This is a genomic window from Streptomyces sp. NBC_00539, from assembly GCF_036346105.1.
Taxonomy (GTDB): domain Bacteria; phylum Actinomycetota; class Actinomycetes; order Streptomycetales; family Streptomycetaceae; genus Streptomyces.
The window spans coordinates 3,799,499-3,811,252 of the sequence record NZ_CP107811.1; the positions used below are offsets into that span (position 1 = coordinate 3,799,499).

The 11,754-nt window shown below is 70.4% G+C and carries 7 protein-coding genes; 2 read left to right on the top strand and 5 right to left on the bottom strand.

The window, feature by feature from the left end; genetic code table 11:
* Positions 1 to 34 precede the first annotated feature (34 nt).
* The 3 genes from nhaA to OG861_RS17060 all read right to left on the bottom strand — a co-directional run bounded on the left by nhaA (position 35) and on the right by OG861_RS17060 (position 6,526).
* Positions 35 to 1,471 carry a Na+/H+ antiporter NhaA gene (gene nhaA, locus OG861_RS17050; RefSeq protein WP_329196314.1) on the bottom strand — a complete coding sequence of 479 codons (1,437 nt, stop codon included), beginning with the start codon at positions 1,469 to 1,471 and terminating at the stop codon, positions 35 to 37.
* Positions 1,472 to 1,770: 299 nt separating this feature from the next.
* Positions 1,771 to 3,768 carry an acetate--CoA ligase gene (gene acs / locus OG861_RS17055; RefSeq protein ID WP_329196312.1) on the bottom strand — a complete coding sequence of 666 codons (1,998 nt, stop codon included), beginning with the start codon at positions 3,766 to 3,768 and terminating at the stop codon, positions 1,771 to 1,773.
* A 334-nt stretch (positions 3,769 to 4,102) separates the two neighbouring features.
* Positions 4,103 to 6,526, bottom strand: a complete 2,424-nt coding sequence (locus tag OG861_RS17060) for a SulP family inorganic anion transporter (protein ID WP_330261765.1) — start codon at positions 6,524 to 6,526, stop codon at positions 4,103 to 4,105.
* Between the two features lie 232 nt (positions 6,527 to 6,758).
* Here OG861_RS17060 and OG861_RS17065 point away from each other — a divergent pair, with 232 nt between their 5' ends.
* Positions 6,759 to 8,069: a hypothetical protein gene (locus OG861_RS17065; protein ID WP_329196309.1), complete on the top strand. Its 1,311-nt coding sequence runs from the start codon at positions 6,759 to 6,761 to the stop codon at positions 8,067 to 8,069.
* Here OG861_RS17065 and OG861_RS17070 read toward each other — a convergent pair.
* Positions 8,023 to 9,057, bottom strand: a complete 1,035-nt coding sequence (locus OG861_RS17070) for an ATP-binding protein (protein WP_329196307.1) — start codon at positions 9,055 to 9,057, stop codon at positions 8,023 to 8,025. The two genes, OG861_RS17065 and OG861_RS17070, sit on opposite strands and share 47 nt — an antisense overlap.
* 109 nt (positions 9,058 to 9,166) lie before the next feature.
* Here OG861_RS17070 and OG861_RS17075 point away from each other — a divergent pair, with 109 nt between their 5' ends.
* Positions 9,167 to 10,039: an oxidoreductase gene (locus OG861_RS17075; RefSeq protein ID WP_329196305.1), complete on the top strand. Its 873-nt coding sequence runs from the start codon at positions 9,167 to 9,169 to the stop codon at positions 10,037 to 10,039.
* 624 nt (positions 10,040 to 10,663) lie between these two features.
* On the opposite strand, the gene OG861_RS17080 is transcribed toward OG861_RS17075, so the two are convergent.
* Positions 10,664 to 11,527 carry an HAD family hydrolase gene (locus OG861_RS17080; RefSeq protein ID WP_329196303.1) on the bottom strand — a complete coding sequence of 288 codons (864 nt, stop codon included), beginning with the start codon at positions 11,525 to 11,527 and terminating at the stop codon, positions 10,664 to 10,666.
* Positions 11,528 to 11,754 lie beyond the last annotated feature (227 nt).

Below are 11,754 nucleotides of genomic sequence, written 5' to 3' on the forward strand. Positions count from 1 at the left end.
TCCGTCGTCGACGGCTGTCCTCCGTCAGTTCAGATCATGCCGGACGGTCGCGCTCTGCGCTGGACCCGGCCGCCGCTTCGTTTCCCGCGGGCGTCGCGGCCGCTGCCGCGAGGCGCCGGTGTTCCGCCGCCTTCTCCTCGTGGATGCGCGCCATGCGCAGGTGGTATTCGGGGTTGTCCAGTTCGTAGATGTCCGGGATGCCGTCGTGGTCCTCGTCGCGGTCCTCGGCCTCCGTCAGCGCCCTGTACTTGCGGTCGCGGAGCTTGAGCAGCACGCACGCGACGATCGCGGCCGTGAGCGAGCCGATCAGGACGGCGGCCTTGACCTCGTCGGTGAGCGTCTCGTCGCCGGCGAAGGCGAGTTCCCCGATGAGGAGGGACACCGTGAAGCCGATGCCGGCCAGCGAGGCGACCGCGAGCACGTCCGGCCAGGCGAGGTCCTCGTTCAGTTCGGCCTTGGTGAAGCGGGCCGCCAGCCAGGTGCCGCCGAAGATGCCCACGGTCTTGCCGACGACCAGACCGAGCACCACGCCGAGGGTCTCCGGCCGGGTGAAGACCTGGCCGATCGCCTTGTCGGAGAGGGAGACACCGGCGGCGAACAGGGCGAAGAGGGGGACGGCCAAGCCCGCCGAAAGGGGCCGTACGAGGTGTTCGATGTGCTCCCCGGGGGAAGTGTCCTCGCCCTCCTTGCGGCTGCAGCGCAGCATCAGGCCCATCGCGACACCCGCGATGGTGGCGTGGACCCCGCTGTTGTACATCAGCCCCCAGATCACGAGGGCGAGCGGGACGTAGACGTACCACCCGCGGACGCCGCTGCGGAGCAGGAACCAGAAGAGAGCGAGGCCCGCGACGGCGCCGCCGAGCGCCGGGAAGTCGATGTCGCTGGTGAAGAACACCGCGATGATCAGGATGGCGAAGAGGTCGTCCACGACCGCGAGGGTCAGCAGGAACGCGCGCAGGGCCGACGGCAGGGAAGTGCCGATGACCGCGAGGACCGCGAGCGCGAAGGCGATGTCGGTGGCGGTCGGGACCGCCCAGCCGTCCGTCGAACCGCCGCCGACCAGGTTGACGAGTACGTAGACCACCGCGGGCATGACCATGCCGCTGAGGGCGGCGATCACCGGGAGGGCGGCCGCCTTGGGGTCGCGCAGGTCGCCCGCGACGAGTTCGCGCTTGAGCTCGATGCCGGCGACGAAGAAGAAGACGGCGAGCAGGCCGTCCGCCGCCCAGTGCTGGAGGGAGAGGTCCAGGCCGAGCGAGCTGGGGCCGATGTGGAAGGACCGCACGCTGTCATAGGCGCCCGCGATCGGGGGGACGTTGGCCCAGACGAGTGCGGTGATCGCGGCCACCAGGAGGAGCACGCCGCCGACGGTTTCGGTCCGCAGGGCGTCGGCGACGAAGCGGCGCTCGGGCAGCGAGAGCCGGCCGAGCAGCTTGCGGCGCTGGTGGTCGGTGGGACTGGGCGCGGCCACTTGAGGCACCTCCGGGGCGGTTGGACGGCATGGCGAAGCTCGTTGCCGACCAGACTTCCCGGCGCACCCTGAGTATTTCTTTACCTTCCTCATACTTTACAGGGAGTGCGCAAGGGCGTATCCGGCGATCTTCACTTTATGCGCGAAAGGGCCATCCGGCGCGCCGCACCGGATGGCCCCGTCGGCGGTGTCAGGGCTGGCTGCTCCCTGGTTCCGACCGCTTCTGTTCCGACCCGCTTCTGTTCCGACCCGCTTCGCCCTGTTCGGCAGGGCCGTGCCGGGCTCGCTCCCGCCCCGGCTCAGTCCTCGGTGCCGGCGGCGGGCAGCTTGCTCTGGATCAGGTCCATCACGGAGGAGTCGGCGAGCGTGGTCACGTCACCGACGGCCCGGTTCTCCGCCACGTCACGCAGCAGACGGCGCATGATCTTGCCCGAGCGGGTCTTCGGCAGCTCCTGCACCGGCAGGATGCGCTTCGGCTTGGCGATCGGGCCGAGCGTCGCGCCCACGTGGTCACGCAGCTCCGCGACCAGGGTCTGCGTCTCGGACGCGCTGCCGCGCAGGATGACGAAGGCGACGATGGCCTGGCCGGTGGTCTCGTCGTTCGCACCCACCACCGCCGCCTCGGCGACCGAGGGGTGGGAGACGAGCGCCGACTCGACCTCTGTGGTCGAGATGTTGTGGCCGGAAACCAGCATCACGTCATCGACCCGGCCGAGCAGCCAGATGTCGCCGTCCTCGTCCTTCTTCGCGCCGTCACCCGCGAAGTACTTGCCCTCGAAGCGCGACCAGTAGGTGTCGATGAACCGCTGGTCGTCACCCCAGATGGTGCGCAGCATCGACGGCCACGGCTCGGTGAGCACCAGGTAGCCGCCCCCGCCGTCGGGGACCTCGCGGCCCTCGTCGTCCACGACCGTGGCGCCGATGCCCGGCAGGGCGCGCTGCGCCGAGCCCGGCTTGGTCTCGGTGACGCCCGGGAGCGGGGAGATCATCATGGCGCCGGTCTCGGTCTGCCACCAGGTGTCCACGATCGGGCAGCGGTCGCCGCCGATGTTCTTGCGGTACCAGATCCAGGCCTCGGGGTTGATCGGCTCGCCCACCGAGCCGAGGACCCGCAGGCTCGACAGGTCGAACTTCGCGGGGATGTCGTCGCCCCACTTCATGAACGTCCGGATCGCCGTGGGCGCGGTGTAGAGGATGGTGACGCCGTACTTCTGCACGACCTCCCAGAACCGGCCCTGGTGCGGGGTGTCCGGGGTGCCCTCGTACATCACCTGGGTGGCGCCGTTGGCGAGCGGACCGTAGACGATGTAGGAGTGCCCGGTCACCCAGCCGATGTCGGCCGTGCACCAGTAGACGTCCGTCTCCGGCTTGAGGTCGAACACCGCGTGGTGGGTGTACGCGGCCTGCGTGAGGTAGCCGCCGGAGGTGTGCAGGATGCCCTTGGGCTTACCCGTGGTCCCCGAGGTGTACAGGATGAACAGCGGGTGCTCGGCGTCGAAGGCCTGCGGGGTGTGCTCCGCGGACTGGCGCTCGACGATGTCGTGCCACCAGACGTCGCGGCCCTCGGTGAAGGCGGTGTCCTGGCCGGTGCGGCGCACGACGAGGACGTGCTCGACCTGCGGGCACTTGGCGACGGCCTCGTCGATGGCGGGCTTGAGCGCGCTGGGCTTGCCGCGGCGGTAGCCGCCGTCGGAGGTGATGACCAGCTTGGCGTCGGCGTCCTGGATGCGGGAGGCGACGGCGTCGGCGGAGAAACCGCCGAAGACCACCGAGTGGGCGGCGCCGACGCGGGCGCAGGCGAGCATCGCGACGACGGCCTCGGGGATCATCGGCAGGTAGACCGCCACCCGGTCGCCGGCCCGCACGCCCAGCTCGGTCAGGGCGTTGGCGGCCTTGGAGACCTCGTCCTTGAGCTCGGCGTAGGTGATCGCGCGGCTGTCGCCGGGCTCACCTTCGAAGTGCAGGGCGACGCGGTCGCCGTTGCCGGCCTCGACGTGCCGGTCGACGCAGTTGTACGCGACGTTCAGCTTGCCGTCCGCGAACCACTTCGCGAAGGGCGGGTTGGTCCAGTCGAGCGTCTGCGTCGGTTCGGTGGCCCAGGTCAGCCGCCGGGCCTGCTCGGCCCAGAAGCCCAGCCGGTCCGCCTCGGCCTGTGCGTACGCAGCCCCTGTCACGTTGGCAGCGGCGGCCAGGTCGGCAGGGGGAGCGAATCGGCGCTCCTCCTTCAACAGGTTGGCCAGGCTTTCATTGCTCACGACATCTCCCTTTCCCAGGGTGTCCGTTGTGTCCCCGGGCATAGCTCATCAGTCAGCGGCCCAGGTGACAAGGGGTAGCCGAAAATTGGTTTAGACCTATAGCACGGCTGAGCCCATGCCGATGACCCCTTCCCGCTGCGGTGCGCAGCGCCGCACGGCATGGTGCGGTGCGGTGCAGTGCGGCGCAGTGCGGGAAGGGGCCACGCAGTGGCACGGATACGGGAGGTTATCCGTTCGCGGGCACCGCGGGCCTTGGCGTGGCCGATTCCCTACGGTGCGGGCCGGCGGTGCGGGGCCGGCGCGGCGGGGCCGGCGCGGCGGGACTGACGGTGCCGGACCCGGGCGGGGCGGACCGGGTCCGGGCCCTGCCGCGCGGTCAGGCGTGGCCGCCGACGCTGTCGAAGACCCGGCAGTCGAAGAAGTCGTCACCCCCGGAGAGCAGGTACGCCTGGGCCTCGCCCACGTGGAAGTACATCCCGTGCAGCTCCAGCGTGCCCTCGGCCAGCCGTCTCGCCACCGATTCGTGCGCCCGCAGGTGCTCCAGCTGCTGGACGACATTGGTCAGGCACAGCTGCTCCACGGCGTCCGCCGGCAGCCGGCCCGCGATCCGGGCCCAGGGGTGGTGCCGGCTCGTCATCCGCTCCAGGCTGGGCAGACCGTGCCGCAGCCAGCGCCGCAGCGGGGTCATCGGCGCTCCCGGGTTCGAGTTCAGCAGCGCCTGCATCGCGCCACAGCCCGAGTGCCCGCACACGGTGATGCTGTCCACCTTGAGCACGTCCACGGCGTACTCGATCGCCGCCGCGACCGAATCGTCCGCGGCCTCCGCACCCGGCAGCGGAACCAGATTGCCGACGTTGCGGACGGTGAAGAGGTCACCCGGCCCGCTGGCCGTGATCATGCTGGTCACCAGCCGGGAATCGGCGCAGGTGAGGAACAGCTGGGACGGCTGCTGCCCCTCGCGGGCGAGCCGGGCCAGCTCGTCCCGCACGTGCGGTGCGGTGTCCCGCTGGAAGGCGCTGATTCCGCTGGCCAGTTGTCCGGCTCCGCGCCTGCGGGACTCGCTCACTGCGGTCGCGCCCGCCGGCCTGGGCGGCGTACGGTCCTCCTCGCGCCCGGCGGGGCGGTGGTCGCAGTGGTTCTTCCAAGGCGTCCAGGGGCGGCAGCAGTGGTGCGCCCCGCGCAGATCTCCTCCCGGTCCGGCCGGCTCACCGCCTCCGGGCCGGCCGCTCTCGACGGGCCGGGGCCCGGTGCGGCCCGTCACCTCGACCGAACCACCGTGTGCGACGTGCGCGTCCTTCCAGTCCTGGAGCGTCTCGAAGGCGGCGTGGTCCATGAACGAGCCGTCGAGCTCGATCACCGCCTGCGCGTCGTGCGGAATCTGGTTCAGCACTCGGCTCAGTCGCGGGACGGCGAGGAAGGTCAACTGCCCCCGCGCCCACACCCGGTGGACGCCCTCCAGCTCTTCGAGCGTGATCCGGGTCCGGGCGAGCCGGTGCAGGGCGAGCGCCACGGCCACCGCGATGCCGACGGCGACACCCTCCAGGACACCGCCCAGGACCACGGCCGCGATCGTCGTCACGTAGACCAGGATCTCGCGGTGCCGGGTGACGGTGCGCACATGCGTCGCGCTCACCATCTGCACCCCCACCACCATCACCAGCGCGGCGAGCGAGGCGAGCGGGATCAGGTCGAGGACCGGGACGAGCAGCCCGGCGGCGAGCATGATCCACAGACCGTGCAGCATCGACGCCCGGCGGCTGACCGCCCCGGCCCGGACGTTCGCCGCGCTGCGTACCGCCCCGCCCGCCACGGGCAGCCCGCCCAGGGCTCCAGAGAGGACGTTCGCCGCGCCCTGCCCGCACAGCTCCCGGTTGAGATCGGCGCGCGGCGGGCGGCTGCCCCTCGTCCGGGCGGAGGCGGTCAGCTTGTCGGTGGCGACGGCGGACAGCAGGGACTCCACACTGCCGACCAGCGTGACCGTCAGCACGGCGGCGACGATCCCGAGCACCGGCCCCTCGGGCAGCTCGGGCAGCGCATGGCTGCGCCAGGACGGCAGGTCCACCCGGGGCAGGTGCAGCCCGGCCGCGGTCGCGAAGACGGTGGCGGTCGCGACGGCGGCGAGTGCGGCGGGCACCTTGCGCAGGGCCCGCCCGGCCCGCCCGGGCAGTCGTGGCCAGCCGAGCAGCACGACCAGCGTCAGCACGCTGATGCCGACCGCGGCGGGATACAGGTCGGCCAACTGGGCCGGCAGACCCCGGACATTGGCGAGGGCGGAGCTCTGCGGGGTGCCTCCGAGCACGATGTGCAGCTGGGCCAGCGCGATGGTCACCCCGATGCCCGCGAGCATGCCGTGCACGATGGCCGGGCTCACCATGAGCGCCGACCGGGCGGTGCGCAGGAACGCGAGCCCGAGCTGGCAGCAGCCGGCGAGCACGGTGATGGCGCACGTGGTGCGCCACCCGTAGCGCTGGATCAACTCGGCGGTGACCACGGTGAGTCCCGTGGCCGCCCCGCTCACCAGGAGCGGTGCGCCGCCGAGCCGCCCGGCCACGATCCCGCCGACCGCCGCGGCCACCAGACCGGCCTGGAGCGGTGCGCCGGTGGCCAGCGCGATGCCGAGGGACAGGGGCAGGGCGATCAGGAAGACGGCGACGGAGGCGGAGAGATCGGCGGACAGGCCTGCGGGCAGGCCCTTACCCGGCTGACGGCTTGGGCGACTGCCCGGCCACAGTGTGCGGAACCGGTGGCCGGTGGCTGAGGAGTTGGCGGCTGATGGGTCGGTGGCGGAAGTGGCTGTCATGGGTTCCCGTCTCCTCTGAGGAGGGATGAAGCGGCGGGAGTCAACACTCGGTAAATGGATGGTAATGGAGAGTAAAGAACGAGGGGAGGGAATGGGGGCAAATGGCTTAGCAATTACCCCTCAGGAGTGATTAAGCATTTTGTACGGCTTGTCGCATCATCTTCAAAGCAGACCGCGTGGGACGGTGCCGCCCGGAAGTCCCGCGAGGGAACTGTGAGGGAGAGGTGTGCGGATGATCGCCGCTACGAAGAAGATCGCCGGCGGCCTGGTCGCCACGGCCCTGGTCCTGTGCGCCGCCGGGTGCGGAAGCTCGGAACGCGCCAAACCCCCTGCTCTCGGGGGTCCGAACGCCAAGAAGGGTGCCGTGCCGGAGGCGGCCCCCGGCAGCGTCAACCGGCTCATCGGCGACGGCTCGACCGCGTACACCGGCCGGCAGCCGAACGTACAGCAGCCCCAGAAGCTCAAGCCCGGTGAAAAGCCCCCGCAGTTCGTCGTCTTCTCCTGGGACGGCGCCGGCGAGGACAGCCAGAAGCTCTTCTCCCACTTCCGTGAAGTGGGCAAGGAGTACAACGCGCGGATGACCTATTTCCTCAGCGCCCTGTACCTGCTGCCAGAGGAGAAGCGTTCCCTCTACACCGCCCCGCAGCACTCCCCGGGCCGCTCCGACATCGGCTTCGGTGACCCGCAGGGCATCAAGGACACCGCCACCCAGGTCCGCGCGGCCTGGTTGGAGGGCAACGAGATCGGCACCCACTTCAACGGCCACTTCTGCGGCCCCGACGGCGGCGTGGGCACCTGGTCCGTCGAGGAGTGGAAGAGCGAGATCAACCAGGCGAAGGCCTTCGTCAAGAACTGGAAGACCAACTCGCCCGAGCTCAAGGGCATGGAGGCGCTCCCCTTCGACTACGACAAGGAACTCATCGGCGCCCGCACTCCCTGCCTCGAAGGCCAGAAGAACTTCATGCTGGCGGCGAAGGACATGGGCTTCCGGTACGACTCCAGCGGCATCAGCAAGCAGATCTGGCCGAAGAAGACGGACGGCCTGTGGGACATCCCGCTCCAACTGGTGCCCATGCCGGGCCGGGCGTTCGAAACCCTGAGCATGGACTACAACTACATGGTCAACCAGTCCGGGACGACCACGCAGGGCGACCCCTCGCAGCACGCGTACTGGGGCGAGCAGATGCGCGACGGCCTCCAGAAGGCCTTCGACCGCGTCTACCAGGGCAACCGCGCACCGCTGATCATCGGCAACCACTTCGAGTCCTGGAACGGCGGCACCTACATGAAGGCCGTCGAGGAGTCCATCAAGTCGATCTGCACGCAGAAGGAGGTCCGCTGCGTACCGTTCCGCGAGCTGGCCGACTGGCTGGACGCCCAGGACCCCAAGGTCCTGGAGTGGATGCGCACCCTCGACGTGGGTGAGGCGCCCAAGGAAGGCTGGACGAAGCTCCTGACGGCGGGGCCGCCGGCCAAGCCGGCCGCCCCGGCCCAGGTCAAGCCGGCTGGGGAGCCGGCCGAGTCCGGTTCGGACGAGGGCTGACCAGCCCCTGCGATCCGGCGGGGCGCGCCTCGTCGAGGACGAAGCCGGGGTCGACCTGTTCGGCGAGGTCGACCCCGGTCTTGGCGTTGCCCCAGCTCTCGGCGTTCTTCAGGTGGAAGTGGACCATCTGCTGGGTGTACCGGGCCCAGTCGCGCTCGGCGTACGAGTCCTCGGCCGCGTCCTGGAGTACCTGTAGCGCGAGCCGGTTGCTCGCTTCCAGCAGCTCGAACGAGGCGGGCCGGCCCTTCTCCAGCGACCGGACCCAGTCCGAGTGCCCGAAGGTGACCAGCAGGTCCTCGCCCACCTCGTCCCGGAGGAACTCGATGTCCTCGGGGCCCTGCACCTTGTTGCCGATCACCCTGAGGGCGACCCCGTAGTCCCGGGCGTACTCCTTGTACTGGCGGTAGACGGAAACGCCCTTGCGGGTCGGCTCGGCCACCAGGAAGGTCATGTCGAAGCGGGTGAACATGCCCGAGGCGAAGGAGTCCGAGCCGGCGGTCATGTCGACGACGACGTACTCGTCGGGGCCGTCCACCAGGTGGTTCAGGCACAGTTCGACCGCGCCGACCTTGGAGTGGTAGCAGGCCACGCCGAGATCGGCCTCGGTGAACGGGCCCGTGGCCATCAGCCGTACGGGCTCTCCGTCCAGCAGCACCGGGCGCGCGCAGGCGTCGTACACCGGGTTGTCCTCGGTGACCCGCAGCAGTCGTGAGCCGGTTCCGGGCGGGGTCGTCTTGATCATGGTGTCGGCGGACGCGATGCGCGGGTTGGACCCGCGCAGGTAGTCCTTGATCATCGGTAGCTGGGCGCCCATGGCGGGCAGCGCGGCGGCCTCGTCCTCGCTCAGCCCGAGCGCGACGCCGAGGTGTTGGTTGATGTCGGCGTCCACCGCGACGACGGGGGCTTCATTGGCGGCGAGGTGGCGGATGAAGAGGGAGGACAGCGTGGTCTTGCCGCTGCCGCCCTTTCCCACGAAAGCGATCTTCATGTTCACCAAGCGTAGTGGATCGGTTGCTTTCCGTGGTCTAGGTGAGTGAAGAAGACCACTCCAAGGAGGGGTCGGTGCTATGGGGGCGCAGTGCGTAGGCTCCTTACTTATGAGTAGCGCTGCTGACCCGCTGGCCCCACTGGCCGGGCTGCCGGGTGTCGCCGATTCCGTGGATTCCGTACGCAAGGCCGTGGACCGGGTCTACGGGCACCGGGTGATGCGCCGGCGCGGCGGCGAGATCACCTCGGAAGCCGCCCTGCGCGGAGCCAGGGCCAGTGCGGCGCTGTCCGGGGCCGACTGGGCGCTGGAGGAGGTGCGCCGCCGGACCGACTTCGGCACGGAGGCGGAGGCGCGCACGGTGGGCGCGGCCCTGCGGCTGACGGCCGAGGCCGGTCAGCTGCTGAGCATCTGGCGCCAGTCGCCGCTACGGGTCCTGGCGCGCCTGCATCTGGTGGCCTCGGGTTCCACCCTGACGACGGGAGCCGACTCCGTCGCGCGCGGGGGCGGGGGCGGGGGCGCGAACGGGGGCGACACGGTGGGGCGGCCGCGGCTGGCGGGCGAGCCCGTGGACGAGCCGCTGATCGAAGCCCCGCTGCCCAGCGCGGAGGAGGTCGCCGGACGACTGGACGGCCTGTCCCGGCTGGTCATCGCGGGGGGCTCCGCTCCGGCACTGATCACGGCGGCGGTGGTGCACGGCGAGCTGCTGGCCCTGCGTCCCTTCGGCTCGTACAACGGCCTCGTCGCGCGGGCGGCCGAGCGGATCGTGCTGATCAACAGCGGCCTCGACCCGAAGGCGATTTGCCCGGCCGAGGTGGGCCATGCGGAACAGGGCTCGGAGGCGTACGTGGCGGCCTTCGAGGGCTACGTCTCGGGCACCCCCGACGGGATGGCGGCCTGGATCGCGCACTGCGGGCGGGCGGTCGAACTGGGAGTGCGTGAGTCGACGGCGGTCTGCGAGGCGCTCCAGCGCGGCGCGGCCTGACGGCCGGGGTTCTGCTCCGGGCGCCTGGCCGGGCGTCTGCTCTGGGCGCCTGCCCTGGGAGCCTGCCGCGGGCGACGCCGGCAGGGGCGCGAGGGCGTCCCGGACAGGGTTGCGGCGACACCGTCCTGCTTTGGTGTCGCCGCTGGCATTCCCGCCGGGTTACCAAGCGTCCTCGATGTTGCCCATCAAGCCGGGTACTTTGCCCTTGGCCTGGTGCGGCTGGCCCGTAATCGACGGGTCGACGTCGCGTGGGTGCTCGGCGTTCCTGCATCGGTCCGTGGGCCTTACTGCGTTTTAAAGATGATCCTCTCGGATGTTCTTTGGTCTCGCGGGCCGTTGACTCCTTTGTACTCCGCTTCCGAGACGAGCGAAACCCCTGGTCTCACTTCTTTACCTTTCTCGGCTATTCGGGATATATCGGACGCCTAAATCGGGCCATTGCAGGCCGTGCCGCCCTAACGTGGAGCGCTGCCGGTCCCCGGCCGCCGGCCGCCGGACGCCCGGATCCGGCGCTCGCGTAATCCGGTGGCCCCGCAGCGAAGCAACCGAACCGTACGCCGGTGATCCGGCGAGCCGAACCGGCGGGGTGGGGTGCGCGCCGGTTCGGGCGGGATCAGGCCGTTCTCAGGCGGCCACGGCGCCGGCGCGGCGACGGCTGGCGTACCAGACGAGGCCTGCCGTGGCCGCAGCCGCGCCCACGGCCGCCGCGGCCACCCACGCCGGTCGCGCAGTCATGGACAGCCCCGGCACCCGCTGCTTCAGCCGCACCGGCCGGTTGAACACCAGCACCGGCCACTCCCGCGCCACCGCCTCGCGCCGCAGCGCCCGGTCGGGGTTCACCACGTGCGGGTGCCCTACCGCCTCCAGCATCGGCACGTCGGTGATCGAGTCGCTGTAGGCGTAGCACCGCGCGAGGTCGTATCCCTCGGACTCCGCGAGCTCGCGTACCGCCTCGGCCTTCGTCGGGCCGTAGGCGTAGTAGTCGATCTCCCCGGTGAAGCAGCCGTCCTCGCCGACGACCATGCGGGTGGCCACGACGCGGTCCGCACCGAGCATCTCCCCGATGGGCTCGACCACTTCGGCACCCGAGGTGGACACGATCACCACGTCACGTCCGGCGGTGTGGTGGGCTTCGATCAGTGATGCGGCCTCGTCGTAGATGATCGGGTCGATGAGGTCGTGCAGGGCTTCGGCGACGATCTCGCGCACCTGCTGGACATTCCACCCCTTGCAGAGGGCGGACAGGTACTCCCGCATCCGTTCCATCTGGTCGTGGTCGGCGCCGCCGGCCAGGAAGATGAACTGGGTGTATGCGGTGCGCAGGACGGCCCGCCGGTTGATGAGGCCACCCCGGTAGAACGACTTGCTGAACGTCAGGGTGCTTGACTTCGCAATGACCGTCTTGTCCAGGTCGAAGAAGGCGGCGGTCCGAGGCGAGGAGTGCGGCAAGGGCTGATTTTCCACGCCCCGAGCATATGCGCCCACCATTCGGCGTAAGGTGTGGCGCGTGGGTTTGCCTGAGAGGGCTCTCGGGTACACCATGGAAGTCACGGATCGTTCGCGACCGTGCTAACCCGGTCTGGCTCCTCCCCCCCCGAGTCGGACCGTGGGGACGACCCCCGCTCTCCCCCCCGGCGGGGGTCGTCGCATGTCCGGACGCGGTTCGCGCCCCTTGCCTTCGGCTCTCGAGGAACATCTTCCAGGCCCCTTCCCTT

Bases quoted from the DNA above. Each gene is read 5' to 3' on its own strand.
- acs (WP_329196312.1), bottom strand. From the start codon at position 3,768: ATGCCCGGGGACACAACGGACACCCTGGGAAAGGGAGATGTCGTGAGC.
- OG861_RS17060 (WP_330261765.1), bottom strand. From the start codon at position 6,526: ATGACAGCCACTTCCGCCACCGACCCATCAGCCGCCAACTCCTCAGCC.
- OG861_RS17065 (WP_329196309.1), top strand. From the start codon at position 6,759: ATGATCGCCGCTACGAAGAAGATCGCCGGCGGCCTGGTCGCCACGGCC.
- OG861_RS17070 (WP_329196307.1), bottom strand. From the start codon at position 9,057: ATGAAGATCGCTTTCGTGGGAAAGGGCGGCAGCGGCAAGACCACGCTG.
- OG861_RS17075 (WP_329196305.1), top strand. From the start codon at position 9,167: ATGAGTAGCGCTGCTGACCCGCTGGCCCCACTGGCCGGGCTGCCGGGT.
- OG861_RS17080 (WP_329196303.1), bottom strand. From the start codon at position 11,527: ATGGTGGGCGCATATGCTCGGGGCGTGGAAAATCAGCCCTTGCCGCAC.